We start from the raw sequence: 26,877 nt of genomic DNA, 5'->3' as shown, positions 1-26,877 counted from the left end.
GCGGAGAGACAGGGACTCGAACCCTGGCATCGGTTACCCGATGACAGATTAGCAATCTGCTCCGTTACCACTCCGGCACCTCTCCTTTGCATGTCAGGATTTCTCCTTTATTGCGATGCAAACTTAGCACTACTTTTGATTCTACGCAAGCTTTTGTAGCAAAAAAAATAAAAAAAAATCAATAATATTTAGAACTCACTAATTATCAATTACCTAATGATAATAATATTTTATACAATTTTACACTAAGATACAATACAATAGTAAAATCAACTTTTTTTATGTAATTTACCACTCGAAAACATAAGATCTCAAAAAGATCTAGCCAAACAAAAAACCATAAAACTAATTAAAATTATAGTTATGAGTAAAAAAGTAGTTATTGTCTCTGCCGCTAGAACTCCAATAGGGAGTTTCTTAGGTTCTCTTTCTTCTGTACCTGCAACTACCCTAGGTGCAACAGCCATTAAAGGTGCTATTGACAAAATAAACTTAGATCCCAACTTAGTGGACGAAGTTTATATGGGTAACGTAGTTCAGGCTGGTGAAGGACAAGCTCCTGCAAGACAAGCAGCATTAGGCGCTGGACTTTCTAAAGAGGTACCATGTACCACTGTTAATAAAGTTTGTGCCTCTGGAATGAAAACAATAATGTTAGCAGCACAAGCCATCCAATGTGGGGATGCCGATATTATTGTCGCAGGAGGAATGGAGAATATGAGTCAGATTCCTCACTATGTTCATATGCGTCAAGGTACAAAATTTGGTCCTGCAACATTAGTGGATGGATTACAAAAAGATGGTTTATTAGATGCCTATGACAACAATGCGATGGGAGTAGCTGCCGACCTATGCGCTTCCACTTACAAAATTACAAGAGAAGAGCAAGATGCTTTTGCAATTGACTCTTACTCGAAGGTTGCCAAAGCTTGGGAACAAGGTAAATTTGATAATGAAGTAGTTCCAGTAGCCGTACCTCAACGTAAAGGAGATCCAATTTTTGTCACTAAAGATCAAGAATATACAAATGTTGTATTAGACAAAATCCCAAGTTTAAGGGCCGCGTTTACAAAAGAAGGAACCGTAACGGCTGCAAATGCTTCTACTATTAATGACGGTGCAGCAGCTGTTGTACTAATGAGTGAGGATAAAGCAATTGAACTAGGAATAAAGCCTCTAGCCTATGTAGTAGGTTATGCAGATGCAGCACAAGAACCAGAGTGGTTTACCACAGCTCCTGCCAAAGCTCTACCTAAAGCTCTAGAGAAAGCTAATATTAAATTATCAGATGTAGATTGCTTTGAGTTTAACGAAGCATTCTCTGTAGTTGGGATAGCCAATACCAAGATTTTAGATATTGATCCAAATAAAGTAAATATTAACGGAGGTGCCGTAGCAATGGGACACCCACTGGGATGTTCTGGAGCACGTATTATAGTAACATTACTAAATGTACTGGAACAGACCAATTCAAAAATTGGCGCAGCTGCTATCTGTAATGGTGGTGGTGGTGCTTCAGCAATGGTAATAGAAAAAGCTTAATTCACTATTTTTTAGTAGACGTTATAAGATGGGTTTGATTTGTTCAGACCCATCTTTTATTTTATTTTTGCACACTAATTCAAAACAACATTATGTTTGCATATTGCAATCTAGCTATCGTTCCTTTACGTGCGGAGCCATCCGATCGAAGCGAGATGGTTACACAAATTTTATTTGGAGAATATTTCAAAATTTTAGAACAAACTGAGAAATGGTCTAAAATTGAATTAGCTTTTGACAAATATCAAGGTTGGGTAGACAACAAACAATACCAATTAATATCAAAAGACGATTTCGATTTCTTGAATGATTCCCCTTTGATATATTCAGCTGAATTAGTTGATTTTATTACAAACCCTGCAAATCATTTAATGTCTGTTCCCCTAGGGAGTTGTCTTTCTGGCTTGACAAAAAACAGTATAAACCTTGACAAGTTTGTTTATGAAGGCAGCAGTATAAGTGGTCAATTTGACAAAAGTGTGTTTTTAAAAACAGCTTTTATGTATTTAAACGCACCTTATCTTTGGGGAGGAAAAACTCCTTTTGGCATAGATTGTTCAGGATTTACGCAAATGGTTTATAGAATAAATGGCTATCACATTCCAAGGAATGCTTCTCAACAAGCTCAAGTAGGGGAAGTACTTAGTTTTATTGAAGAAAGCGAAGTGGGAGATTTAGCTTTTTTTGACAATGCAGAAGGCAATATTACACATGTTGGAATTATAATGGATAACAATTATATTATTCATGCTCATGGAAAAGTAAGGATTGATCGACTTGATCAATTTGGTATCTATAATATTGACTCTAAAAGACACACTCATAAATTAAGAGTGATTAAAAAAATACTATAAAGTACTTTTTTAACAAAATTACTATTGATATTCTTTTAATAATAAAGAATTTTAACAAACACTATAAATATTAATTCTCGAAAAAAATAAAAGCGTATCTTTGATACAAAATCTAGATACTATGAATACTTTCGAGCAATTTAATCTACCGAAAGCTTTAGATAAAGCCCTTAAGGAACTTAATATAACAACTCCTACCCCGATTCAAGAAAAATCATTTTCCGTAATATTATCAGGCAGAGATGTAATGGGAATAGCCCAAACAGGTACTGGTAAAACTTTCGCTTACTTATTGCCTATCTTAAAACAATGGAAGTTTGCTAATATTGACACTCCTAGAGTGGTTATTATTGTTCCTACAAGAGAACTTGTTGTGCAAGTTGTTGAAGAAACGCAAAAGCTAACCAAATACATGTCTATTAGAACCTTAGGAGTGTATGGAGGAACCAATATTAACACCCAACGTAAGGCTGTTTATGCTGGAGTTGATATTTTAGTTGGAACTCCTGGACGTATGATGGATCTTGCCTTAGATGGAGTACTTCGTTTTGATCATTTACAGAAGTTAGTAATAGATGAGTTTGATGAGATATTAAATCTAGGTTTTAGAACCCAGCTAACATCTATATTAGCTATGATGAAAAATAAAAAACAGAATATTCTATTCTCAGCAACTATGACAGAAGAAGTAGATGAGATATTAGATGAATATTTTGATTTTCCTCAAGAGGTTTCTCTAGCTGCGTCAGGCACACCGCTTGAAAAAATAGATCAGCAATTATACCATGTTCCCAACTTTAATACCAAGATGAATTTATTATTACATCTTTTAAAGGATAAGGAAACATTTAATCGTGTATTAATTTTTATCAACAGTAAACGATTAGCAGATGTGGTGATGGAAAAACTACAAACAGAGTTTCCTGAGGAATTTACAGTAATTCACTCTAATAAGTCACAAAATTTCCGATTAAGAAGTATGGCTGAATTTCAAAGTAGTGAATTACGAGGACTTTTAACTACTGATATCATGGCTCGTGGTTTAGATATCTCTGATATTTCTCATGTAATAAATTTACAATTTACCGATTCACCTGAGCAATACATACATCGCATTGGACGTACAGGTCGTAGAGATAAAGAAGGAGTTGCTATATCTTTGGTTGATCCAAAAGAAGAGGAATTTCTATTAGAGGCCGAGCAACTAATGGATAAAGAATTACGTGAGATTCCAATTCCAAAAGAAGTAATCATCTCAGAATCTTTAATGGAGTTTGAAAAGTCTAAACTAAAATCCAAACAGCTAACTAAAGTCAAAAAGCCAATCGAAAAAGGTGCTGCTTTTCATGAAAAAAAGGATAAAAACAAAAAAGTAAATTTAGGAGGGCCTGGAAAACGAACTCCTAGAAAAAACAAACCACGTAACCGCGCGGTTGAAGCAAAAAGAGCCGCTAAACGTCGTGGAGAATAACAAAAACCTAAACAATATTACTGACTAACATGAATTTATAAAAAAATCCAAATTAGAAAGTTATGCAATATAATGAGCTCGGTATTCCACCGAGCTCATATTTTATAGAATAATAGATACTGTTTGATCGTCATTGTGTTTTAAGTAAGGTATGATTTACCCTATTTATTTTGAATCTGTGCTTATTGGTATTTAATCTTTTCTATTTACACAAAAAACACCCCAAGAAAGCTGGATACTTTTTTGGGGTGTTTCTTATTATAATTTTCTATCGCTTATATAAAAGCATTATAAATTCACATCATCTCCTGATTTGTGTTTATGTTTAAAAAAGATAGCAAATAAAATAGCAACAACTAATGAATAAGCCGCAAATGTCATCCAAATATGAGTCCATTCTTTAATATTAATTGGTATACTTAATACACCGTTATGAAGAACCTCAGCTCCTTTTTGACCTACCATTGCAAGAAGGGTTGGGTTATCTGTAGTTGTATCCAAATAAGTTGCTAAATCCGAGATTTGAGTGAAGCTTTTTGTGAAGTAAGAATCAATTAAGTTTCCGGCTATTAAGTTACCTAAAATAGCTCCAAAACCATTTGTCATCATCATAAATAACCCTTGAGCCGAAGAACGCATTGAAGGCTCAGTAGAGGTTTCTACAAACAAAGATCCGGATACATTAAAGAAATCGAAAGCCATTCCGTAAACAATACAAGATACTATTATCATCCATAATCCTGTTCCTGGATCACCTAACCCTAGGAAGGCAAAACGAAGTACCCAAGCTAACATAGAAATTAACATCACGGTCTTAATTCCAAAACGCTTTAAAAAATAAGGAATTGCTAAAATAAACAACGTTTCTGAAACTTGAGACACTGCTAATATGATAGTAGAGTATTTGACAATTAGAGAATCTGCATATTTTGGAAAAAACTTAAATTCATCCAAGAAAACATCTCCATAGGCATTTGTTAATTGTAATGCGGCACCAAGACACATTGAAAAACCAAAAAATAAAGCCATCTTATAATTGGCAAATAATTTAAAAGCATTCAAACCTAAAATTTCTAGCCAAGAATCTCCTTTTTTCTCTCCCTTTGGTTTACATGCAGGTAGAGTAAAGGAATAAATCCCTAATAAAACTGCTGCAACAGCTGCGATAATAAATTGATACTGTGTTGCTTTATTTCCACTTAAATTTGTTACAATCATAGCTACAATAAAGCCAATTGTTCCAAATACTCGAATCGGAGGAAAATCCTTTACAACATCGTAACCATTACTTTTTAAAATATCATAAGAAATCGAATTACTTAAAGCTATTGTAGGCATGTAAAAAAACATAGCAACTAACATTACCCAGAAGAATTGATCGGGTGTTGTAACGGTACTTAAATAAAATAAACACCCTCCGTATAAAACGTGTAAAACACCATATAACCGCTCTGTATTAACCCATTTATCGGCAATAATACCAGCTATTGTTGGCATAAAAACAGAAGCAATTCCCATAGTTGCGAATATAAGTCCAAACTGACTTCCACTCCATCCTTTGGTGTTAAACCAATAATTAGCAATTGTAATTAACCAAGCACCCCAAACAAAAAATTGCATGAAGCTCATTATAGTTAATCTTGCTTTTACATTTTTACTAGATCCCATATATTTTTAGGCTATATCAATTAAAAAAATAAATTATTTACGTTTTATAAAGCTTGTCTTTGTTTAACAAGGCTTAAAATTAGCTCAAATTGCTGTTCAATACTAAGATCGGAATTATCTACCTCAATAGCATCATCTGCTTTATGCAAAGGAGAGTCTAATCTAGTGGTATCAATTCGATCTCTTTCCACAACATTATTATATACCTGATCAAAACAAACCTCTTGCCCTTTTTGTTTTAATTCATCGAAACGACGTTGAGCTCTAATTTGAGCAGAGGCTGTCATAAATATCTTTAATTCAGCATCTGGAAAAACAACAGTTCCAATATCGCGCCCATCCATTACAACTGCTTTGGATTTTCCGAAATTTTGTTGCTGTTCAACTAGTTTTCTCCTAACCTGAGCCACGGCAGCTATTTGACTTACAAAACCAGATACCTCTAAAGTTCGTATAATCTCTTCTACGTTTTCGTGATTCAGGTAAATTTCAGCAAAACCTTTTTCTGGATTATATTGAAAATGCAATTCAATATCATTTAAAGACGCAATGAGTTTTTCTTGATCAAAATGTTCTTGATCTATAAAGCCTTTTCGCATTGCGAAAAGAGTAACAGCCCTGTACATTGCTCCTGTATCGATGTACACATAGCCTAAAGACTTAGCAAGTGATTTAGCTAATGTACTTTTTCCGGTAGAGGAAAATCCATCGATTGCTATTGTAATTTTCTTCAAAACTGAAAAATTTAAATTATGTTATAGTTAATTGTGCTCAAACATACAAGTTTACTAAATTAACCTAATATTATTCTTGGCAATATAAATCAAAAAAAAGATCTATATGTTTAAAACGAAAATCCATTACTGCTAGTTTCCTATTTTTCTTATACAAAATCTTGTATGAAAAATGTATTTCCCTTTTTTTTGAGCTTGACAAAGGTACATTATCTCGCGCTTTTGGTAGACAAATTATGTCAAGTATTGTCCTTTTTTACATAAAAAACTAATCATCAAATAATTAAGCACTATAATTTACAAAAAAATTGCAAATTTTATTTAAAAAGCTCTAATAAAACACCATAAACACTTAGCTTTCTAATAGCAAATATCCTCTTTTCTCCCCCTTTTTAACCAAGTATTTTTATCACATACTATAAAAAGCGTCAAAAACTAAAAAAGCACAACGATATGTTGTGCTTTTTTATATACTAAAACTTGCTTTTATTTTTTTTCGATGTCAAAAACAATAGGATTCTTAACTTTCTGGTCGGTTAATGCGATTTGCAAAACCTCTTCCATTTTATCAACAAAATGAAATGTAAGTCCTTTTAAATAATCAGCCTTAATTTCATCTATATCCTTTTTATTGTCTTTACACAATATTATTTCCTTGATATTGGCTCTTTTTGCCGCTAAAATTTTTTCTTTAATACCTCCAACTGGTAAAACCTTACCACGCAAGGTAATTTCACCGGTCATTGCTAAATTCTTTTTAACTTTTCTTTGCGTGAAAGAAGAAACCATAGAGGTCAACATTGTAATACCCGCACTCGGACCATCTTTAGGAGTAGCACCTTCTGGTACGTGAATATGAATCTTATACTGATCTAGTACTTCCTGTGCAATATTTAATTCCTTAGCGTGGGCTTTTATATACTCCAGGGCAATAGTGGCAGATTCTTTCATTACATTTCCAAGATTACCAGTAATCGATAATCCCCCTTTACCTTTACTAACCAAAGACTCAATATATAATATATCACCCCCTACACTAGTCCATGCCAATCCTGTAACAACCCCTGCTACTTCATTAGACTCATACTTATCTCTATCAAATCTAGGAGTTCCTAAAATAGCTATTATATCAGCTTCTGTTAGTTTAGATTCGTATTCTTGCTCCATTACAATATTTTTAGCAACACCCCTTGCAAGGTGTGCTAGTTTTTTATCTAAAGCTCTTACCCCAGATTCTCTAGTGTAATTAGTAATTACGAACTCCATCTGCTTTTTACCAATTTGCAAATCTTTCGAAGTTAAACCATGCAGTTTTATTTGCTTTGGAAGTAAATGTTGCTTACCTATCTCTACTTTCTCCTCAATGGTGTAACCATTCATTTCGATAATCTCCATACGATCGCGAAGAGCAGGTTGAATGGTTGATAAACTATTAGAAGTAGCTATAAACATTACCTTTGACAGATCATAGCCCATTTCTAAGAAGTTATCATAGAAATCTGAATTTTGCTCTGGATCTAATACCTCTAATAAAGCGGAAGAAGGATCTCCATTGTGGCTTGAAGAAAGTTTATCAATCTCATCTAATAAAAATACTGGATTAGAAGTTTTTGCTTTTTTAATACTCTGGATAATTCTACCAGGCATTGCTCCTATATAAGTTTTTCTATGTCCTCGAATCTCTGCCTCATCACGTAACCCTCCTAAAGAAATTCTAATATACTCCCTTCCTAATGCATTGGCAATACTCTTTCCAATAGATGTTTTACCCACACCCGGAGGCCCATATAAACATAGAATCGGAGACTTTAAATCATTTCGTAGTTTTAAAACAGCCATATGTTCTAAAACACGTTTTTTAACGTCTTCAATTCCGTAATGTTCTTTATCTAAAATTTTTTGAGCATTCTTTAAGTCAAAGTTATCTTTACTATACTCCGACCAGGGTAACTCCAAGAGTAACTCTAAGTAATTTCTTTGAATCCCAAACTCAGCAACTTGCGGATTCATGCGCTGAAACTTGAGCATTTCTTTATCGAACCTCTCTTTAACTTGCTTAGTCCACTTTTTGCTTTTGGCTTTATTTTTCATTTCTTCAAACTCCTCTTCATTTGAAAATCCTCCAAGTTCTTCTTGTATGGTCTTCATTTGTTGGTGTAAGAAGTATTCTTTTTGCTGTTGATCTAAATCAAAACGAACTTTACTTTGAATCGTGTTTTTAAGCTCCAATTTTTGAAGCTCTAAATTCATCAGTTTCAGTGTTTCAAATGCACGTTGCTTTAAATCATTAATGTTCAACAAGTTTTGTTTTTGCTCAACACTTAGATTCATATTTGATGAAACAAAGTTGATTAAAAAAGAATTACTTTCAATATTCTTAATAGCAAAGCTTGCCTCGGAAGGAATATTAGGATTTTCTCTAATTATTTCAATAGCAACTTCTTTAATAGAATCAACTAAAGCTTCAAACTCCCCATCATTTGCATCCGGAGTACTTTGAGGTCTTTCCGCCACAACACCTTTTAAAAAAGGCTCATGTTGAACTAATTCTACTAAATCAAACCTTTTTTTCCCCTGTAGAATCACCGTTATATTACCATCAGGTAATTTTAACAATTTTAGAATTTTTGCTACAGTTCCCTGATGATAGATATCACCCATGGTTGGATCCTCTGTATCTTCATTAATTTGCGCAACCACTCCTATTGTCTTATTTCCTTTGTTTGCTGCGTGTAGGAGTTCTATTGATTTATCCCTACCTGCAGTAATAGGTATCACAACCCCAGGAAACAGTACCATATTTCGTAAAGGTAAAATAGGTAATTGATCTGGTAATTCCTCCATATTCATCTCCTGTTCGTCTTCATGACTTAGTAATGGAATGAATTCTGAATCTCCATCTACCATATCTTGTAGCGACAAATTGTCCAATGTTATTATTTTTTGATCCCCCATAATTATATTTGCGTCATTTTGTCAGTTATTATATTTGATAGCGTAGGATACTTTTTCAAACTCCTATCATCTAATTCATTAACTAACAGTATTTTATATTTTATATCTGGTTTTGTTACTTATAATAAGTCAATCTTTATGCCACAAAAAAGTCCCTAATGCTTTTTTAGGGACTTTTTTATATAACAATTCTACTAGATTTTACATTTCACTAACTAACTTTAACCTACCACTGGAAATAATAAAAGGATCTCTCCCTTGGGTAACAGGATGTAATTCTAAATTAAACTCCGCTTCTAATAAATACCCTTTCTCAAATTCTTTTATTTCCATTATAGTAAGCCTGGAATTAGGGGTAAAATTACCATTTTGTTTTCCCAAGTCATACTCAATTCCGTTCTCTGAAATATAACTAGCATCAAATCCTGTTTGAGAAAAATCATAAGTTTCTCCATTTTTCAATTGTTCTACAGGTAAAACAAGTTCGATTAACATCTCAGGCTTTTCAACTCCTTTTGCTTGAATAACAAAATTATTATTACTATAAAACATAGTTGCATTGTTATTTCTAAAGGTTTGTTGCTCGATATCTGCTTCTAAATAATAGGGTTCCTCTCTTTTGTATGGTAGATCTTGAAAGCTTCCACTTATCTTAAAACTTTGAATATTTGGATTTCCTGTTCCAGTACCCACCGAATCTTGAGATAAAGGAATCATTGTTAAATCAAAAGAACCTTTAACCACATGTGCCTTTTTGTTAATATACTCCATTGTCACAAAGCCCGTCATCATATTAGGTCGTAACGGATCTACTGTAGAATAATGAATATCTAACTCTTGATTCCAATAATAACTAGCATTACTACTTCCAGGAAATAACCCTTCTTGAAACAATCTAGTAAATAAGGTTAAGGAATCTTGCCTTTGCTGCAAATCACGAATTATCAATTTAAACTCACCAAACTTATTTACCGTAGCATAAATATCCTCTCGAATAATTTGCTGTTGCTCGTCTATATTAACCCTAACCACTGGTTTGCCTACCTCTATAGAATCCTTGATATAAGAGTCAACAGGTTCATTATCACAGCTTACTAGTAAGCAAGTAGTTGCACTTAAAATTAAAACACTAATGGCGTTAATAATACTTTTCATATATATATCTTAATATGGATTAAAGTTATCTTTATTTGTCTTATTTTACTAATATTATTTTGATATTCTTTGCTTTTTAAAAGGAACTCGCAGTAATAAGATTAACCCTAAAACAAAAAAAACAATTAAAAACAATATAGCATTTTGCATTCTTCCTGTGAAATCACTTATCCAAGCATAAATAAGCATTCCTACTACAATTCCTATCTTTTCTGTAACGTCATAAAAGCTAAAAAAAGATGTAGTATCCTTAGTTAAAGGCAATAGTTTGGCATAAGTCGACCTAGATAAGGCTTGAATTCCTCCCATTACCAACCCAACAGATCCAGCTGCCAGATAAAATTCATTTGGGGTAATAATTCCATAGGCATACACACATATTACTATCCATAACGCATTTAAAAGACAAAGCGTATAAATGTTACCTATTTTACTTGATAATTTCGATGTTAAATAAGCACCTAATATAGCAACTAATTGTATCACCAAGATACTCACTATAAGTCCCGTGGTACGTTCTGACTCGCTTCCCCATGCAATTTCCTTTTCTCCAAAATATGCCGCAATAACCATTACTGTTTGCACCGCCATACTATAGACAAAAAAAGCAATCAGAAAACGCTTTATTGCCAATTGCCCTTTTAACTGATTCCAAACAGATTTTAACTCCTTAAAACCTTTAAAAAATATACTCGAAGATAATCTATTTTTATTTTTAAAACTTGGTAAATTTTTAAAGGTATAAATACTAAACCCTGCCCACCAAATTCCTACTAGCACAAAACTATATCGCATAGCCATAACACCACTTGAGATACCAAAATATTCGTGTTTCATAATCATAGCTAAATTCAAAAGTAACAAAATGACACTTCCCAAATAACCATATGCAAATCCTTGTGCACTCACTTTGTCTTGTTGCTCTTTAAATGCAATATCAGGCAAATAAGAGTTATAAAAAACCAGACTTCCCCAATAACCAATGAGTCCCATCAAATAGACAAACAAACTCCACGACAAATATTCTAAAGAAAAAAAATACAGCCCCATACAAGACAAAGAGCCTATCACGCAAAAAAGCTGCATGAAAAATTTTTTATTACCCAAATAATCTGCAATTCCAGAAAGTAATGGACTAATTACTGCAATAATTAAAAAACCTATAGCAGTAGTATAACCTATTATAGATTCACTTTTAATATTTTGTCCCCATAGCTCAAAACTATCAACACCTAACTCTCGAAATAAAAAACCATAGTATAAAGGAAAAATCGAAGAACTAATCACTAGTGAATACACAGAATTAGCCCAATCGTAAAAAGCCCATGATTTTAATAACCTTCTATTACCTTTCTCAAATAATGTTTTCATATATAAAAAACCCGATAAACCATTTAACGTCTATCTTTATTTAATTAGAAAAGTATACACCAAATCTAGCCGCTTCTTGCTTAGCTTTTGGAATTAATCGTTTTAACTCTTCAATTCGTTGCTCATTTCCAGGGTGAGTACTCATAAAAGACGACCCTTTTGAATCTCCACCGGTAGCCTTAGCCATACGAGACCAAAAATCAACAGCTTCATTGGGATTATATCCCGCTATAGCCATTAAAGTTAGTCCTATTTGATCTGCTTCGGTTTCATTGGCACGACTAAAAGGTAACATTACTCCCACTTGTGTACCTGCACCATAGGCTGTAGTCCATACTTGCTTTGCTAATGAGCTAGAATTTTGAGTAAGCAAGTCCACAGCTGTAGCCCCTCCTTGTTGCAATACACTAGCACTCATTCTTTGTTGCCCATGATTGGCCAAAGCATGCGAGATTTCATGCCCCATAACAGTTGCTATACCTGCATCATTTTCACAAATTGGCATAATTCCAGTAAAAAACACGATTTTTCCACCAGGCATGCACCATGCATTAATTTGGGAGTCTTCCACTAACTTATATTCCCAACGATAATCTTTTAAATAATCACTATAACCGTTGGCCTTTAACCACAAATCAGCTGCATGAGTTAGCCTTTTACCAACTTCTTGTAAACGCTTAGCATCAGGAGTTCCCTCCACAGTCTTATGTTCCTTTAAAAATTCATCATATTGCTGAAATGACATAGGAAACAAAGAAGAATTAGGCGTTAAGGCCATCGTTTTTTTTCCAGTAAAAGGATTGGTTGCACATGCTCCAATTAACAATAAAACACTTGTAAGTAAAATAGCTTTTCTCATAGATATAATTTTTCTCAAAATTAGCTAATTTTTTTATTCAAAATCTCATTGTCGTTTTCTCTGTGTGCAAAACACAGTCCAAAGTAACACACAAAGTACTGTTTAACGCTATGTAAAACATCAAATAAAACACAAAGCAACTAAAATTATGATAACAAAATCAAAAAAAAACAATATAAATTACAATAGACATGGTATAATACGCATACCAAAACCACGCAATACAGTAATTCAACTTTATTTTTTACAATAAACACAGCCGGTTTAAAAGCATCATAAAATTTCGTAATTTTACCTCAAACAACCTAAAGTAATGAATACGCAAAAACAAAGGCAGTCTTTAGAAGTGCCTCAATCTATTATTTTAGCAGGAAAATTCATTCAATTTTTCTCAAAGAATCTAGCTACAAAGTTTGCTCAAAATCTTTTTATCACTCCTATAAAGTTTAAAGCTCCGAAAAGAGAGAAGGAAATGATAGATAAAAGTACAATCACTACAATTACAGTAAAGAATTTGCGCAAAGACATTACTGTATATCAATATGGCACCAATAAAGATGCAAATAAAAAAGCTTTATTAATTCATGGATGGAACGGTAGAGGTACCCAATTGGTAACCATCGCCAATATGTTAGCAAGACAAGGATATGATGTGGTCGCATTTGACGCTCCAGGTCACGGTAGAAGTCCTAAAACAAAAACTAATCTAACGGAATTTATTCAAAGCACTTTAGAGGTTCAGCAACAATTCGGACCTTTTGACTTGGTTGTGGGACACTCTTTAGGAGGTATGACCACCATAAATGCTTTAACAAGAGGGCTAAAAGCAAAAATGGCTATTATTATTGGAAGTGGAGATGTTGTAGAAGATGTTATAGATGATTTTATAAAACAAATTGAATTAAAACCAGAAATAGCTAAAAGATTAAAGCAAAAATTTGAGTCTCAATTTAATCAAAGCATGCAAGATTATTGTGTACACTTACAAGCCAAACAAATTGAAATTCCTTTGCTTGTTATTCATGACACCCAGGACTTTGATGTTCCAATAAAAGCAGCATACCAAATTAAAAAACATCAACCAAAAGCTAAATTGATTGTTACAAACAACCTAGGGCATAGAAAAATACTAGGCGATCGAAAAGTTATCGAACAAATGATGGAATTCATTAAAAACCACCATGATTAAACAACTCCTATGGATATTTTTCTTATTTTTAAGCATAGCTTGCCAAAAAATAACCTATCAAGATATTTCACCTATGAAAAAAGATAAAAACACCACCGATCAGCAGTGGCAAAACTCCCTAACACCAGAACAATACCATATTTTACGAAATAAGGGAACGGAAAGACCATTTTCAGGTCAATACAATGATTTTTATGAAACAGGAACTTACCACTGTGCTGGTTGTGGTGCAAAGTTATTCGAATCTGCTAATAAATTTGATGCTCATTGTGGCTGGCCTTCTTTTGATCAGGCCATTAAAGGAACTGTTCAATACATCGAAGATACAAGTCATGGAATGCTAAGAACAGAAGTTGTTTGCAACAATTGTCATGGGCATCTAGGGCATGTATTTCCAGATGGTCCTCAAACCACAGGTCAAAGATATTGTATGAACTCTGTTGCTTTAAAGTTCATACCTTCTAAATAATTTTATATTAAAAAAGCTAAACTACCAGTGTTTAGCTTTTTTAATATAGGAGCTTTATTTCTTTTATTCCAAACTCGCGTAGTTCCTGATTGTCTGTTAGAACTTGTAGATTACCATAACGAGTAACTCCTTTAATAATCCCGTTGAAGTTTTCTGCATTACTATCTTGAAAACTACTTACCATGTCTTTTCTGAATAATTTTTTATGGTATTGATCCCAAAGTAAATTACTTTCTCCTTTTTGGATTAGATCCAAATTACCTTGCAAAAAATTTAATATATCTACAAAAATTTTTTCTTTATCACATTCAATCCCCTTTAAAAGTCTTAAAGAACTAGCCTTAGGTAAATCACTCATATCTTCCTGATTTACATTAATACCAATTCCGACTATACTTTGCACATCATTAACTGTCTTTATACTATTTTCAATTAGAATTCCTCCAATTTTTTTATTTGCTGACAAAATGTCGTTAGGCCATTTAATATGAAAACTAAGTTCCATTTGGGATTCTAAGGCTTGTTGTACACTTAGTGCTACAGCCACATTCAGGTCAAATATCTGACCTACATCCCGAAGAACATCTTTAACTAAAACACTAAAGGTTAGACTACTAGAATCACTAACAGCCCATTTCGCACCCCTTTGACCACGCCCATTAAGTTGACGCTGTGCCACTACGACACTTAAATTCGGAAGATTACTTTGCACTAAAAGTTCTTTTAAATATGTATTTGTAGAACCTATGGCATCGAGTTTGATTATATTCATAGAAAATTATTATAGACTAATCTAAACTGATTCACTATATTTGAAGCCAAAATTAGACAACAAATATAATTAATCGCGAAAATCAGAGGAAAAAAAATAGATGGCAGAGAAAAAAATAAACAACGACGAATTAATTGCTAATATTATTAAAGGTATTGAAGCAGTAAAAGGAGCTAACATTACAATTATTGATTTAAAAGATATCGATAATACTCCTTGCGATTATTTTATTATATGTGAAGGTAATTCAAGTACTCAAGTTAACGCTATTTCAGGTTCTGTTCAAAAAACAGTATCAAAAGAGTTACACGATAAACCATGGCATGTTGAAGGTGAGGTAGCCTCGGAATGGATTTTAATGGACTATGTTAACGTAGTTGTTCATATATTCCAGAAACACATACGCGATTACTACCAAATAGAGAACTTATGGGGAGATGCAAAAATCACAAGAATAGATAGCCAATACTAAATTAAAACTATTTTTCATGGCAGGAAATATGAAACAAAAACCAAATAAATCAAAGTTTAACCCTTGGGTGCTATACGGAAGTGTTATAATGATTATTTTGGTTATTCAACTTTTAACTAATGGAAGTAACTTTGGAGATTCAAGGCAACTTAGTTTATCTAAGATGTATGAGTATCTTGATAAAGGTTACATAGAAAAGGTTGACTTTAACCGTAGTGTAGCAAAAATTTATATAAATAAAGACTCCCTTTCTCTACCAGAGTTTGAGAAACTTCAAAAAAAGTCAATGTTAGGCCGTGACAACACAGGCCCACAGTTCGTGACAGATATTGGTGATAGTAAAATTCTACAAGAGAAATTAGACCAAGCAGTTAATAATGACAAACTGGCAGTTTATAACTCAGAACCTGAAAGTAATTGGGGCGATATTTTATTTAGCTTTTTACCCATCGTAATTCTGATTGGTTTTTGGCTATTTATGATGCGTAGAATGTCAGGCGGAGGAGCTGGAGGCGGAGGAAGCCAAATCTTTTCTATTGGTAAATCAAAAGCTAAATTATTCGATGAGAAAAATGATGTAAAAGTAACTTTCAAAGATGTTGCTGGATTAGAAGGTGCAAAAGAAGAGATAGTAGAAATTGTAGAATTTTTAAAGAATCCTGAAAAATACACCTCTATTGGAGGAAAAATTCCAAAAGGAGCTTTATTAGTAGGTCCTCCCGGAACCGGGAAAACACTACTTGCTAAAGCTGTGGCAGGTGAGGCAAAAGTACCTTTCTTCTCCTTATCTGGTTCAGATTTTGTAGAAATGTTTGTAGGGGTTGGAGCCTCAAGGGTTCGTGACTTATTTAAACAAGCCAAAGAAAAATCTCCAGCAATTATTTTTATTGATGAGATTGATGCAGTGGGTAGAGCACGTGGAAAAAGCAATTTCTCGGGATCCAATGACGAAAGAGAAAATACCCTAAACCAACTATTAACAGAAATGGACGGTTTTGGCTCTCACACCAATGTTATAGTACTTGCAGCTACTAACCGTGCGGAGATCTTAGATAAAGCCTTACTTCGTGCTGGTCGTTTTGATAGACAAATTTACGTTGACCTGCCAGATGTAAAAGAAAGAGAAGCGATTTTCCATGTTCACTTAAGTAAGATAAAAAAGGTTGATAATTTAGATATTGACTTTTTAGCTAAGCAAACACCTGGATTCTCAGGTGCGGATATAGCTAATGTATGTAACGAGGCAGCGTTAACGGCAGCCAGAAAAAATAAAACTCAAGTTGATATGCAAGACTTCCTTGATGCCGTTGATCGTATTATTGGAGGATTAGAGAAGAAAAATAAAATAATTTCGAAAGAAGAAAAATACGCTATTGCTATCCATGAAGCTGGTCATGCAACAGTGAGTTGGATGTGTGAACACGCAGCACCACTTGTTAAAGTGACAATTGTTCCTCGAGGACAAAGCCTAGGGGCAGCTTGGTACTTACCAGCCGAGCGACAAATTGTTAGAACAGAACAAATGTTAGACGAGATGTGTGCTACAATGGGAGGCCGTGCAGCAGAAAAAGTAATCTTTGATAAGATTTCTACCGGGGCATTAAGTGATTTGGAGAAAGTTACCAAACAAGCAAAAGCTATGGTTACTATTTATGGATTAAATGAAAAGCTTGGAAATATAACCTATTATGATTCATCTGGTCAATCGGAATATAATTTTTCTAAACCTTACTCGGATGATACAGCACTTTTAATCGATCAAGAAATATCAAAGTTAATTGAAGGGCAATATCAAAGAGCTCAGGCTATTTTACTTGAACATAAAGACAAGTTAATTCAACTTGCAGATTTATTATGTGAGAAAGAAGTTATCTTCAAAGAGGACTTAGAACGCATATTTGGAAAAAGACCTTTTGAGCCGGTTCAAGATATCCATACAGATGTAAAGGATATTGAAACTAATCTTCAAGATGTTTCCGCATCCATTGGTGAAGAACAAAAATTACAAGACACGCAAATAAACCAGCAAGATTCCACCGGAGAAGTTGAAACTCAATCAACAAACCCAGATTTGAAAAACTAAGTCTGGTTTAAGACAAACAATCATACTAAAAAACTTAACTTAAACTACCCTTTAAGTTAAGTTTTTTTTTATCTTTGACTACTAAACTAATTAAATTTTATACCTCTATCATATTCGTATGAGTTTTTTCAAGAAGCTAATCAAAGTTTTTCAATCCAAGGAGGAGCAACCAGAGCAAGCCACAGAACAAAGGGGTCAATATTTGCCACCTAAGGAATTGCCTGTTGACGAGCTTTTCACCATTAATTTTAAAAATAATGGTGGCAAATTCTTGTATTGTGATTCTAGCCAAGAACTAGAAGAAACTTTTGTAAATATTCTTGTTGAAAACGATTGGTTTGAGAAAGATGCTCAAACTTATGAATCAAGTATTTTTTCTTTATTAGAGGAAAACAACATTAATTTTGAAAAGGTTAACCAACCAGCTTTTTTCATTTCTTCATGCGAGAGTCTTATCGCTGATGATGGTGCTATATTATTTAGCGATCGTCAATTAAAAGACAATAAAGCAAATCACTTACCAATAAACATGGTTATTTTGGCTAAAACAAGTCAAATTACTAAAACAAAAAGCGATGGATTACGCGAAATTAAAAAGAAATACGGAAGTTGCTTACCTAGTAACATAACGGCTTTTAATTGTTTCAAGCCATCTTCGGTAGAAAGTGATTTTCTAAGTTATGGAAGAACTCCTAAAAACCTTTACTTACTACTTTTAGAAGATTTATAAAATGTCAGAAACCCTAACCCGTGCCATATCAGGGGTAGTATACATACTACTTCTTATAAGCGCTACCTTGTACTGTAGTATTTCCTTTGAAATACTTTTCGCCTTGTTTATGCTTATTGCATCTTACGAATTTGCAAAACTAATTTCATTACCAAAAGCAGTAACAATTAGTACTACTTTAGTAGCTTTAGGAGTCTATTTCTTCTATCCTAGTTTAATTCCTGGTAGTATTATCGCAGGTTTTGCAATTTTAGTTCTCTTGGCCTTAATGGCAGAGCTATTTACGACACAAAAACCTAACAGATCAGTATTTATAAAGTTAATTATATTTCTTGGATACATAATATGCCCATTCTTATGTCTTTTACTTCTTCCTTTTAATCACCAAGAGTATAAACCAGAAATAATAATCGGCATGTTTATACTTATTTGGACAAATGATACCTTTGCTTACCTGGTTGGAAAAAAAATTGGGAAAAATAAACTTTTTGAAAGAATCTCGCCAAAGAAGACAATTGAAGGTTTTTTAGGGGGAATTTTCTTCTGTATAGTGGCTTCTATTATATTAAGTCAATTTTTTAGCTTTTTTTCTATTACAATATGGATAAGTAGTGCTATTTTTGTCGGAATTTTTGGCACAATTGGTGATCTAGTCGAATCGCATTTTAAAAGAGAGGCGAAAGTAAAAGATAGCGGATCAATAATGCCTGGACATGGGGGGATATTAGATCGCTTAGATAGTGTTATTTTTGTAGCCCCGTTTTTGTATATAATTTTTCAAATATTATAATCATGTTTCACAAAGAAGGAACTAAAATTATTTTTTACTCGCTAATTGTAGCAATTTTTCTGTTCATAGCGGCCTATTTTTTAATAGACACAGTTTGGTTGAAAATTTCAATACAAGGTTTAATTGTAGTTTTCTTAGGTTTAATTCTACAATTTTTCCGTAATCCAAACCGAACAGTTACTCCAGAAGACAATACTATTCTAGCCCCAGTGGATGGTAAGGTTGTAGTTATTGAAGAGGTTTTCGAACCTGAATATTTCAAAGACAAACGTCTTATGGTATCTATCTTTATGTCGCCTTTAAATGTGCACGTAACCAGATATGCATTAAGTGGAGTAGTAAAATACAGTAAGTATCACCCTGGAAAGTATCTTGTAGCTTGGCATCCCAAAGCTAGTGAAGAAAATGAAAGAACTACTATTGTTATTGATAACCCTGTTTTTGGAGAAGTAATGTATCGCCAAATAGCAGGAGCCTTAGCAAAAAGAATTGTTAATTATGCTAAAGTAGGAGAGCGTGTTGAACAAGGGGACGATGCTGGATTTATTAAATTTGGATCAAGAGTAGATTTATATCTACCACTAGGAACTAATGTAGAGGTAGTACTGAATCAAAAAGCAGTAGGTAATATAACAGAAATTGTACGTAAATAAGTGATGAACACTTTAGATAAAGAATTCCACGAAGCATATATTCGCATTTCCAATGAAGCAATTAATTTAGCTCCAGATGTCATGCTGCGAATATATGCTTTCTACAAACAAGCAACAAACGGCCTAAGTCATAGAGACTTTGAAAATATGTCAGGTAACTTAAAGCAAGCCTTTAAGTTTAACGCCTGGACGCAAGTAAGCCATCTAACCCCCACTCAAGCTAAAGAGGAGTATATCAAACTAGCAAATCAAATATTAGATTCCACAAAAGGTAATGAATAAACTACGTTATGCTTTTTTATCGATTTGGTCTATTATTTTATTTAGTTGTAATGATAACCAGACTTTAACGGAAATAGAAATTCCGGAAAGAGAAACCTTCATAGTTGAAAAAACAGAGTTTCCAGATCCGGCAAGTATAAAAACATTACAAGGTCCTTTTGATATGCCGGGTTTAGCTTATCGTTTCGATCAATTTACAATTGTTGAACCTAAAACAGCTTACTCTCATTATCAAAACTATCACCTGGGGTATGCCAATGCTTTAAATACTGCAATTCACAATACACAGTATGAAAAAGACAGCATCGTAGGGATAGTCAAAAAGGTTGGTAATAATGATTCTAATATAAAAAATCTAAGTGGTGCTTATTTAAATCACAACATATATTGGAAAAGTCTAGAGCCTAATATACAAACTACTGTAAGCAATGAACTTGAACAAGCTTTAAAGAGCTCATTTGGTTCTTTACAAGAGTTTAACAATCAATTCAAAAATATAGCCTTAAATAGCGTTGGATCCGGTTGGATTTGGTTAATCAAAAAATCAGATAATACCTTAAGTATTCTTTGGACTCCGAACAATGAAAATCCTTTTAATTTACCAGCTACAAAGCAAATATTATTTGGAATTGATTTATGGGAGCATGCCTATGTAACAACTTATCCCAATGATATGAAATCATACATAGAAAAATGTTTAAAAACTTTAAATTGGGAATACGCCAACGAACAATATCAAAAAAAATAAGCTAGTTTATAAACTAGCTTATTTTTTTTATTAAAATGGTACATCATCATCATTAAAGACCTGGTTGGCCGGAGGTAGATTATTGGTAAAATTCTGATTACCATATCCCATGTTTCCCCCTTGTGCTGCTTCATTTATAGCTGAAGAGTACATACCACCGTCTCCTAGAAAATCATCCTCTAGATTATCAAATTTTCCGAACTGTCCTAAGAATTTCAAACGAATATTATCCAAGCCACCATTTCTATGTTTTGCAACAATAAACTCTGCTTGTCCTTGGGTAGGGGTTCTCTCTTCATCGTCCCACTCATCAATTTTATAGTACTCTGGGCGATAGATAAACGAAACAATATCCGCATCTTGCTCAATAGCACCAGACTCCCTTAAATCCGACAATAAAGGTCTTTTTGAGGTCCCTCGAGTTTCCACAGCTCGCGATAATTGCGATAGTGCGATCACAGGAATATCTAACTCCTTGGCCAAGGCTTTTAAATTTCTTGAAATAGTTGAAATCTCTTGCTCCCGATTACCTCCACCTTTTTGATTTCCTCCAGCGGTCATTAATTGCAAATAATCTATAACAATTAATTTAATTCCATGCTGTGATGCCAAACGTCTTGCCTTTGCACGTAAATCGAAAATAGATAAAGAAGGGGTATCGTCAATATAAAGAGGTGCTCGTTCTAGATCCTTTACTTTCACATTTAATTGTTCCCATTCATGTTTTTCTAATTTTCCTGTACGAAGCTTCTCCGAACTTAAACCAGTTTCAGATGAAATTAAACGAGTAATCAACTGAACGGAAGACATCTCCAAGGAAAATACGGCTACACCTTTCCCCGCGTCAATAGCAATATTACGTGCCATGGACAAAACAAAGGCTGTTTTCCCCATCCCAGGACGGGCGGCTATAATAATCAAATCACTTGGCTGCCATCCAGAGGTAAGCTCATCTAACTTATGGAATCCAGTGGGTAATCCACTTAATCCTTCTTTAGTAGAGATTTCCTCGATACGTTTTTTTGCTTGCGCTACTAATGATTGTGCTGTTTCTGAACTTTTTTTAATATTACCCTGAGTTACTTCATATAATCTGGCCTCGGCTTTATCTAATAAATTAAATACATCACTAGTCTCATCATAAGCCTCCGCAATAATCTCATTAGAAATACGTATTAAACTACGCTGAATAAACTTCTGTAATATAATTCGTGAGTGAAACTCTATGTGAGCAGAAGAAGTAATCTTTTGCGTTAATCCCACCAGATAATACTCCCCTCCTGCCATCTCAAGCTTAGCGTTAGTTCTTAACTGCGCAGCTACTGTTAATAAATCGATAGGTTGGTTACTTACAAATAACTGATCAATAGCCTCAAAAATATACTTATGAGCTTCTTTGTAAAAAGCTTCTGGCTGAAGGATATCGATAACCTCATCGATTCCCTTTTTATCAATCATCATTGCGCCTAAGACTGCCTCCTCCAAATCAATTGCTTGTGGGGGTAATTTACCCTTTTCTAAAGAAACTAACTCTTTAGAGAAGGATTTTATTGGGCGAAATTCATTTGCTTGTTCCATGATGCGAAAATAAGTATTTTTTAGTTATTAACTTGCTTAAATTCTTGTTACGAAAAACAATTAACAAAAAAAATCCGAGAACATATCTCGGATTTATATAAAAAAGGCAGAACCTTAATCTCTGTATTCTCCCATTTCAAAATATTTATCCATTCGCTTGTCTAAAAGTTTTTGAACTGGTAATTTTTTTAACTCTTTGTAAGTTTCTTCGATATACTTTCTAACTGAAGTAAAAGTAGCTTCTCTATCAGAATGCGCTCCTCCAAGAGGTTCTTCAATAATATCATCTACAAGTTTGTTTTTCTTCATATCAAATGAAGTTAACTTAAGTGCATCGGCTGCAGTTTCTTTGAATTCCCAGCTTCTCCATAAAATAGAAGAGCAGGATTCAGGGGATATTACAGAGTACCATGTATTCTCAAGCATAGTTACTCTATCTCCAACACCAATACCTAAAGCTCCACCAGAGGCTCCCTCACCTATAATAATACACATAATAGGCACTTTAATACGGAACATCTCGTAAATGTTTCTTGCGATTGCCTCTCCTTGTCCTCTTTCTTCTGCCTCAAGACCTGGGTAAGCTCCAGGAGTGTCAATTAAAGTAACTATTGGAATGTTGTATTTTTCAGCCATCTGCATTAAACGCAAAGCCTTTCTGTATCCTTCCGGATTAGCCATACCAAAATTACGGTATTGTCTTGTCTTTGTGTTAAATCCCTTTTGTTGACCAATAAACATATAACTTTGATCACCAATCTTTCCAAGACCACCAATCATTGCCTTATCATCCTTTACATTTCTGTCACCAAATAACTCTAAGAAAGTATCGCCACACAAAGCTTTGATATAATCTAATGTATAAGGCCTGTTTGGATGTCTAGACAATTGTACTCTTTGCCAAGCACTTAAATTTTTGTATATGTTCTTCTTGGTTTCTTCAAGTTTAGACTCGATTTGCTTACAAGTAGTTGATACATCTACATCCGACTCCTCACCGATCAACGTACATTTTTTTAACTGCTCCTCAAGTTCTTTAATAGGAAGTTCAAAATCTAAATATTCCATTTATGAATAGGTTTTAGTTTCAATTACAATTTACAAAGATAAAATATTCCGCTAATAGATAAGCTATTTAGCAACAAGTTTTCTCTTTTTTCTATTTTTAATAATTCCATTAGCAATTACAGTACTGAGAATCAGTGCTGCCCCTATGTAAAAAGCTGAGTTCATTTTCTCATTATCTTTAAACAAAACCAACGCCAACAAAATGCCATAAACTGGCTCCAAATTTATCGTTAACATAACCGTATAAGGACTTAAATCCTTTAGTATATAAACCGATCCCAAAAATGCAAAAGCTGTACAAAATACCCCTAAGATAACAAGCCAAAACCAATCCTGTAGACTCACTTGAAAAAACTCTAAAGTAAAGCCTCCAGTTATAAGTAAAAATAAACTCAAAATGATTAATCCTCCAATCATCTCATAGAAAGTTATCAAATAAGCTGGGCAATGTACCACTAGTTTTGCATTAATAATGGAAAATAAAGCGGAAAGAAATGCTGCTGTTAAAGCCAAAGCTATTCCTTCTACATAATCTCCACTTACACTAAAAATAAGCCCTAAAGCTCCAATAACTACTAAGCCTAAAAAAACCTCATAATATATAATCTTCCTTTTATAAAAGATTGGTTCTAAAATAGAGGCGAAAAAAGCACCAGTAGAAATACAAGCAAGTGTTACCGAAATATTTGATACTTTAATGGCCCAAAAAAACGTAAGCCAATGTAAAGCAATCACAGTTCCAGCACCAAGAACTTGTAGTAATCTTTTTTTGGAAATACGAAAGCTTTGCTTTCGAAAAACAAACACTAAAACAAGTGTAATAACCGCTATGGCAATCCTATACCAAACCAATGGCAAGGCACTTAAACTTATTAAGTGTCCCAGTATAGCAGTGAACCCCCATATAAAAACTATTATATGAAGATAAATATAACTCTTTATGTTATCTGCGAGCATTATTTAATAAATATAATCCTAAAATACCAAAAACTATATTAGGTATCCATACTGCTAACAAAGGTGGAATACTTGAGGCCTCTCCCAACACACTAAATACTTTGTCAAAAAACACGTAAATAAATGCCAAGGCTATACCTATGGCTAAGTTTGCCCCCATTCCTCCTCTTCGTTGCATTGAAGAAACTGATACAGCTATAATTGTCAAAATAAAAGCAGACACGGGAATACTATACTTTTTATATAAAACAATTAAATAAGTACTAATGTTGGAAGAACCACGCATTTGTTCTTTGGCAATAAATGCCTTTAACTGCTTTAAAGACATAGTCTCTGCTGCATATACTACAGGTGTTAAATCATCTAAATCAAAATCTAATTTCATTTCCTTTCTATTGGCCTTTTCAAAAGTGTCACCCGCATTTTCACTTCCTACCTCTCTTTTAAAATAATCATGAAGAGTGTAGGTTTGAGACTCTGGATTCCAAACAATACGACTAGCGGTGGTTTTACTCTTTAAAGTATTACCATCCATTTGCTCCATTAAAAAATTATATCCGGTTTGACTACCAAAAGAAAAGCTACTAACAAAAATAAATTCGTTTTCGCTAATTTGTCGATAGACGTTTTGAGACTCACGTACCTCACTACGAGTTAAATACTTATATCTAAAATCATTATAACCAGCACTAGCTCTAGGAACAATGAAAACCGACATAATAAGTGCGAAAATAGAAACCATTGTCGCTCCTATAAAATAAGGCCTTAAAAATCGATTAAATGAAATACCAGAGCTTAAAATAGCTATAATCTCATAATTATTTGCAAGCTTTGAGGTAAACCATATAATAGAGATAAATAAAAAAATAGGAAAAAGCATGTTGGCAAAATAGATTGTAAAGTCTAAGTAATAAAGCAACACTGCTTCTAAAGGAACCTTATTGTTTAAAATTTTATTTATTCTATCAGAAACATCGATAACTATCCCAATAGGAACAAACAGCATTAACATTACCGTAAAGTTTACCAAATAACGCTTTAGAATATACCAATCGATAATCTTCATACTTTATTGATTTGATGTTTTGAATCAATTATAAACGTTGCCCTAATTTAAGAACCATTTTATTTTTCCACGGCGTAAAAGTTCCAGCTAAAATTTGGCGTCTAGCCTCTCGAACAAGCCATAAATAAAAACCTAAATTATGGATAGTGGCAATTTGCTTACCCAAAGATTCATCAGCAGCAAATAAATGACGCAAATACGCCTTAGAATATTCGGTATCTACCCAAGTATAGCCATTAGCATCTATTGGAGAGAAATCCTCAGCCCATTTTTTGTTTTTTATATTAATGGTACCCTCGGCAGTAAATAACATTCCGTTTCTTGCATTACGAGTAGGCATCACACAGTCAAACATATCCACCCCTAGAGCAATATTCTCCAATATATTAATTGGTGTTCCTACCCCCATTAAATAGCGTGGTTTTTCTTTAGGTAAAATACCACATACAATATCTGTCATTGCATACATCTCCTCTGCCGGCTCTCCTACCGACAAACCACCTATTGCATTACCTAAAGCCCCAGCATTAGCAATATACTCAGCAGATTGCGTGCGTAAATCTTTATATGTACTTCCTTGTACGATAGGAAAAAATGTTTGCGAATAACCATAATACTCGGGAACTTTTTCAAGATGGTTAATACATCTATCTAACCAACGATGAGTACGGTGCATCGAACGTCTTGCATAATGATAGTCGCAAGGATAAGGCGTACACTCATCAAAGGCCATAATAATATCAGCCCCGATTGTTCTTTGCAATTCCATTACACTCTCCGGTGAAAAGAAATGATAAGAACCATCGATATGCGATTTAAACTTCACTCCTTCTTCTTTAATCTTACGATTTGCTGAAAGCGAATACACCTGAAATCCACCACTATCGGTCAAAATATTTCGATCCCAGTTCATGAATTTATGTAAACCTCCTGCTTGCTTTAAAATATCCATCTTCGGACGTAAATACAAGTGATACGTGTTTCCTAAGATAATATCAGGATTCACCTCTTGTTTTAATTCACGTTGGTGCACTCCTTTTACTGTAGCAACTGTTCCTACAGGCATAAAAATAGGTGTTTCTATAACACCGTGATCTAAAGTAATTTTCCCTGCACGCGCATTGCTTTGCGCATCGGTATGTAATAAATCGAACTTCATATTAACTATTTACAACTGGCAAAGATAAACCAAAAACTATGATACCGGTTTATTTTGTTCCATTTTATTCCAAACTAAAACTTTAAAAAGACACTTTAACAAATCTCTTGTTTTAAAACAATAATTGTCTAGTCCTGAAATAACGATACAGGATTAATATTATAAAATTACATAAAAAATAGTAGTAGACTTTAGTTTGCTACTATTTTTTTATACCCTTTAAATACCCGATTTTTCGTAACAAACATTTGA

24 protein-coding genes and 1 tRNA gene are annotated in these 26,877 nt (G+C 33.7%); 12 read left to right on the top strand and 13 right to left on the bottom strand.

The window, feature by feature from the left end:
• Position 1: 1 nt before the first annotated feature.
• A tRNA-Ser gene (locus ACYSNV_RS10060) sits at positions 2-85 on the bottom strand.
• A gap of 278 nt (positions 86-363) precedes the next feature.
• Here ACYSNV_RS10060 and ACYSNV_RS10055 point away from each other — a divergent pair.
• The 3 genes from ACYSNV_RS10055 (at position 364) to ACYSNV_RS10045 (ending at position 3,867) form a co-directional block, all read left to right on the top strand.
• Positions 364-1,542: an acetyl-CoA C-acyltransferase gene (locus tag ACYSNV_RS10055; protein WP_461762441.1), complete on the top strand. Its 1,179-nt coding sequence runs from the start codon at positions 364-366 to the stop codon at positions 1,540-1,542.
• A gap of 92 nt (positions 1,543-1,634) precedes the next feature.
• Entirely contained in the window at positions 1,635-2,396 is a 762-nt protein-coding gene (locus tag ACYSNV_RS10050; protein WP_461762440.1) for a C40 family peptidase, read from the top strand.
• 121 nt (positions 2,397-2,517) lie between these two features.
• Positions 2,518-3,867, top strand: a complete 1,350-nt coding sequence (locus ACYSNV_RS10045) for a DEAD/DEAH box helicase (RefSeq protein WP_461762439.1) — start codon at positions 2,518-2,520, stop codon at positions 3,865-3,867.
• Between the two features lie 288 nt (positions 3,868-4,155).
• Here ACYSNV_RS10045 and ACYSNV_RS10040 read toward each other — a convergent pair whose 3' ends face one another.
• The 6 genes from ACYSNV_RS10040 to ACYSNV_RS10015 all read right to left on the bottom strand — a co-directional run bounded on the left by ACYSNV_RS10040 (position 4,156) and on the right by ACYSNV_RS10015 (position 12,609).
• Complete coding sequence (locus tag ACYSNV_RS10040; protein WP_461762438.1) at positions 4,156-5,535, bottom strand: nucleoside permease; 1,380 nt, start codon at positions 5,533-5,535, stop codon at positions 4,156-4,158.
• A 44-nt stretch (positions 5,536-5,579) separates the two neighbouring features.
• On the bottom strand, positions 5,580-6,269 hold the full coding sequence (cmk, locus tag ACYSNV_RS10035; RefSeq protein ID WP_461762437.1) for a (d)CMP kinase: 690 nt from the start codon (positions 6,267-6,269) through the stop codon (positions 5,580-5,582).
• Positions 6,270-6,755: 486 nt separating this feature from the next.
• Entirely contained in the window at positions 6,756-9,224 is a 2,469-nt protein-coding gene (gene lon, locus ACYSNV_RS10030; RefSeq protein ID WP_461762436.1) for an endopeptidase La, read from the bottom strand.
• Between the two features lie 201 nt (positions 9,225-9,425).
• Positions 9,426-10,379 carry a hypothetical protein gene (locus ACYSNV_RS10025; RefSeq protein WP_461762435.1) on the bottom strand — a complete coding sequence of 318 codons (954 nt, stop codon included), beginning with the start codon at positions 10,377-10,379 and terminating at the stop codon, positions 9,426-9,428.
• 54 nt (positions 10,380-10,433) lie between these two features.
• Positions 10,434-11,750, bottom strand: a complete 1,317-nt coding sequence (locus ACYSNV_RS10020) for an MFS transporter (protein WP_461762434.1) — start codon at positions 11,748-11,750, stop codon at positions 10,434-10,436.
• Positions 11,751-11,790: 40 nt separating this feature from the next.
• Positions 11,791-12,609, bottom strand: a complete 819-nt coding sequence (locus ACYSNV_RS10015) for a M48 family metallopeptidase (RefSeq protein WP_461762433.1) — start codon at positions 12,607-12,609, stop codon at positions 11,791-11,793.
• A 313-nt stretch (positions 12,610-12,922) separates the two neighbouring features.
• Here ACYSNV_RS10015 and ACYSNV_RS10010 point away from each other — a divergent pair, with 313 nt between their 5' ends.
• Positions 12,923-13,798: an alpha/beta hydrolase gene (locus ACYSNV_RS10010; protein ID WP_461762432.1), complete on the top strand. Its 876-nt coding sequence runs from the start codon at positions 12,923-12,925 to the stop codon at positions 13,796-13,798.
• Between the two features lie 73 nt (positions 13,799-13,871).
• A complete protein-coding gene (gene msrB / locus ACYSNV_RS10005; protein WP_461762431.1) occupies positions 13,872-14,267 on the top strand; it encodes a peptide-methionine (R)-S-oxide reductase MsrB in 396 nt (131 codons plus the stop codon).
• A 40-nt stretch (positions 14,268-14,307) separates the two neighbouring features.
• On the opposite strand, the gene ACYSNV_RS10000 is transcribed toward msrB, so the two are convergent.
• Positions 14,308-15,039, bottom strand: a complete 732-nt coding sequence (locus ACYSNV_RS10000) for a biotin--[acetyl-CoA-carboxylase] ligase (RefSeq protein WP_461762430.1) — start codon at positions 15,037-15,039, stop codon at positions 14,308-14,310.
• 100 nt (positions 15,040-15,139) lie between these two features.
• Between ACYSNV_RS10000 and rsfS the strand changes: the two genes are divergently transcribed.
• The 7 genes from rsfS (at position 15,140) to ACYSNV_RS09965 (ending at position 20,797) form a co-directional block, all read left to right on the top strand.
• A complete protein-coding gene (gene rsfS, locus ACYSNV_RS09995) occupies positions 15,140-15,511 on the top strand; it encodes a ribosome silencing factor (protein WP_461762429.1) in 372 nt (123 codons plus the stop codon).
• Positions 15,512-15,527: 16 nt separating this feature from the next.
• The gene (gene ftsH, locus ACYSNV_RS09990) at positions 15,528-17,594 is read left to right on the top strand and encodes an ATP-dependent zinc metalloprotease FtsH (RefSeq protein ID WP_461762428.1); all 2,067 of its coding nucleotides are present in this window, start codon (positions 15,528-15,530) and stop codon (positions 17,592-17,594) included.
• Positions 17,595-17,712: 118 nt separating this feature from the next.
• Positions 17,713-18,324 carry an LUD domain-containing protein gene (locus tag ACYSNV_RS09985; RefSeq protein ID WP_461762427.1) on the top strand — a complete coding sequence of 204 codons (612 nt, stop codon included), beginning with the start codon at positions 17,713-17,715 and terminating at the stop codon, positions 18,322-18,324.
• 1 nt (position 18,325) lies between these two features.
• Positions 18,326-19,114, top strand: a complete 789-nt coding sequence (locus ACYSNV_RS09980) for a phosphatidate cytidylyltransferase (protein WP_461762426.1) — start codon at positions 18,326-18,328, stop codon at positions 19,112-19,114.
• Positions 19,115-19,116: 2 nt separating this feature from the next.
• Entirely contained in the window at positions 19,117-19,767 is a 651-nt protein-coding gene (locus ACYSNV_RS09975) for a phosphatidylserine decarboxylase family protein (protein WP_461762425.1), read from the top strand.
• A 3-nt stretch (positions 19,768-19,770) separates the two neighbouring features.
• Positions 19,771-20,049 (top strand): acyl-CoA-binding protein, encoded by a 279-nt coding sequence (locus ACYSNV_RS09970; RefSeq protein WP_461762424.1) that lies wholly within the window; start codon positions 19,771-19,773, stop codon positions 20,047-20,049.
• Entirely contained in the window at positions 20,042-20,797 is a 756-nt protein-coding gene (locus ACYSNV_RS09965) for a superoxide dismutase (protein ID WP_461762423.1), read from the top strand. The genes ACYSNV_RS09970 and ACYSNV_RS09965 overlap by 8 nt, the downstream gene beginning before the upstream one ends.
• 30 nt (positions 20,798-20,827) lie before the next feature.
• Here ACYSNV_RS09965 and dnaB read toward each other — a convergent pair whose 3' ends face one another.
• The 5 genes from dnaB to tgt form a co-directional block, all read right to left on the bottom strand.
• On the bottom strand, positions 20,828-22,375 hold the full coding sequence (gene dnaB / locus ACYSNV_RS09960; RefSeq protein WP_461762422.1) for a replicative DNA helicase: 1,548 nt from the start codon (positions 22,373-22,375) through the stop codon (positions 20,828-20,830).
• Between the two features lie 114 nt (positions 22,376-22,489).
• Positions 22,490-23,443 (bottom strand): acetyl-CoA carboxylase carboxyltransferase subunit alpha, encoded by a 954-nt coding sequence (locus ACYSNV_RS09955; protein WP_461762421.1) that lies wholly within the window; start codon positions 23,441-23,443, stop codon positions 22,490-22,492.
• Between the two features lie 63 nt (positions 23,444-23,506).
• A complete protein-coding gene (locus ACYSNV_RS09950) occupies positions 23,507-24,400 on the bottom strand; it encodes a DMT family transporter (RefSeq protein ID WP_461762420.1) in 894 nt (297 codons plus the stop codon).
• A complete protein-coding gene (locus ACYSNV_RS09945; RefSeq protein ID WP_461762419.1) occupies positions 24,387-25,466 on the bottom strand; it encodes an LptF/LptG family permease in 1,080 nt (359 codons plus the stop codon). The genes ACYSNV_RS09950 and ACYSNV_RS09945 overlap by 14 nt, the downstream gene beginning before the upstream one ends.
• Before the next feature lie 28 nt (positions 25,467-25,494).
• On the bottom strand, positions 25,495-26,625 hold the full coding sequence (gene tgt / locus ACYSNV_RS09940; protein WP_461762418.1) for a tRNA guanosine(34) transglycosylase Tgt: 1,131 nt from the start codon (positions 26,623-26,625) through the stop codon (positions 25,495-25,497).
• Between the last annotated feature and the right edge of the window lie 252 nt (positions 26,626-26,877).

The organism is Myroides sp. LJL119 (assembly GCF_054871605.1).
Note: the sequence above shows the minus strand (reverse complement) of the source record. Positions and strands in the feature narration are given on the sequence as shown.

What these genes read in the sequence shown, in the direction of transcription:
- ACYSNV_RS10055 (WP_461762441.1), top strand. Translation starts at nt 364, where the DNA reads ATGAGTAAAAAAGTAGTTATTGTCTCTGCCGCTAGAACTCCAATAGGG.
- ACYSNV_RS10050 (WP_461762440.1), top strand. Translation starts at nt 1,635, where the DNA reads ATGTTTGCATATTGCAATCTAGCTATCGTTCCTTTACGTGCGGAGCCA.
- ACYSNV_RS10045 (WP_461762439.1), top strand. Translation starts at nt 2,518, where the DNA reads ATGAATACTTTCGAGCAATTTAATCTACCGAAAGCTTTAGATAAAGCC.
- ACYSNV_RS10040 (WP_461762438.1), bottom strand. Translation starts at nt 5,535, where the DNA reads ATGGGATCTAGTAAAAATGTAAAAGCAAGATTAACTATAATGAGCTTC.
- lon (WP_461762436.1), bottom strand. Translation starts at nt 9,224, where the DNA reads ATGGGGGATCAAAAAATAATAACATTGGACAATTTGTCGCTACAAGAT.
- ACYSNV_RS10025 (WP_461762435.1), bottom strand. Translation starts at nt 10,379, where the DNA reads ATGAAAAGTATTATTAACGCCATTAGTGTTTTAATTTTAAGTGCAACT.
- ACYSNV_RS10020 (WP_461762434.1), bottom strand. Translation starts at nt 11,750, where the DNA reads ATGAAAACATTATTTGAGAAAGGTAATAGAAGGTTATTAAAATCATGG.
- ACYSNV_RS10015 (WP_461762433.1), bottom strand. Translation starts at nt 12,609, where the DNA reads ATGAGAAAAGCTATTTTACTTACAAGTGTTTTATTGTTAATTGGAGCA.
- ACYSNV_RS10010 (WP_461762432.1), top strand. Translation starts at nt 12,923, where the DNA reads ATGAATACGCAAAAACAAAGGCAGTCTTTAGAAGTGCCTCAATCTATT.
- msrB (WP_461762431.1), top strand. Translation starts at nt 13,872, where the DNA reads ATGAAAAAAGATAAAAACACCACCGATCAGCAGTGGCAAAACTCCCTA.
- ACYSNV_RS10000 (WP_461762430.1), bottom strand. Translation starts at nt 15,039, where the DNA reads ATGAATATAATCAAACTCGATGCCATAGGTTCTACAAATACATATTTA.
- rsfS (WP_461762429.1), top strand. Translation starts at nt 15,140, where the DNA reads ATGGCAGAGAAAAAAATAAACAACGACGAATTAATTGCTAATATTATT.
- ftsH (WP_461762428.1), top strand. Translation starts at nt 15,528, where the DNA reads ATGGCAGGAAATATGAAACAAAAACCAAATAAATCAAAGTTTAACCCT.
- ACYSNV_RS09985 (WP_461762427.1), top strand. Translation starts at nt 17,713, where the DNA reads ATGAGTTTTTTCAAGAAGCTAATCAAAGTTTTTCAATCCAAGGAGGAG.
- ACYSNV_RS09980 (WP_461762426.1), top strand. Translation starts at nt 18,326, where the DNA reads ATGTCAGAAACCCTAACCCGTGCCATATCAGGGGTAGTATACATACTA.
- ACYSNV_RS09975 (WP_461762425.1), top strand. Translation starts at nt 19,117, where the DNA reads ATGTTTCACAAAGAAGGAACTAAAATTATTTTTTACTCGCTAATTGTA.
- ACYSNV_RS09970 (WP_461762424.1), top strand. Translation starts at nt 19,771, where the DNA reads ATGAACACTTTAGATAAAGAATTCCACGAAGCATATATTCGCATTTCC.
- ACYSNV_RS09965 (WP_461762423.1), top strand. Translation starts at nt 20,042, where the DNA reads ATGAATAAACTACGTTATGCTTTTTTATCGATTTGGTCTATTATTTTA.
- dnaB (WP_461762422.1), bottom strand. Translation starts at nt 22,375, where the DNA reads ATGGAACAAGCAAATGAATTTCGCCCAATAAAATCCTTCTCTAAAGAG.
- ACYSNV_RS09955 (WP_461762421.1), bottom strand. Translation starts at nt 23,443, where the DNA reads ATGGAATATTTAGATTTTGAACTTCCTATTAAAGAACTTGAGGAGCAG.
- ACYSNV_RS09950 (WP_461762420.1), bottom strand. Translation starts at nt 24,400, where the DNA reads ATGCTCGCAGATAACATAAAGAGTTATATTTATCTTCATATAATAGTT.
- ACYSNV_RS09945 (WP_461762419.1), bottom strand. Translation starts at nt 25,466, where the DNA reads ATGAAGATTATCGATTGGTATATTCTAAAGCGTTATTTGGTAAACTTT.
- tgt (WP_461762418.1), bottom strand. Translation starts at nt 26,625, where the DNA reads ATGAAGTTCGATTTATTACATACCGATGCGCAAAGCAATGCGCGTGCA.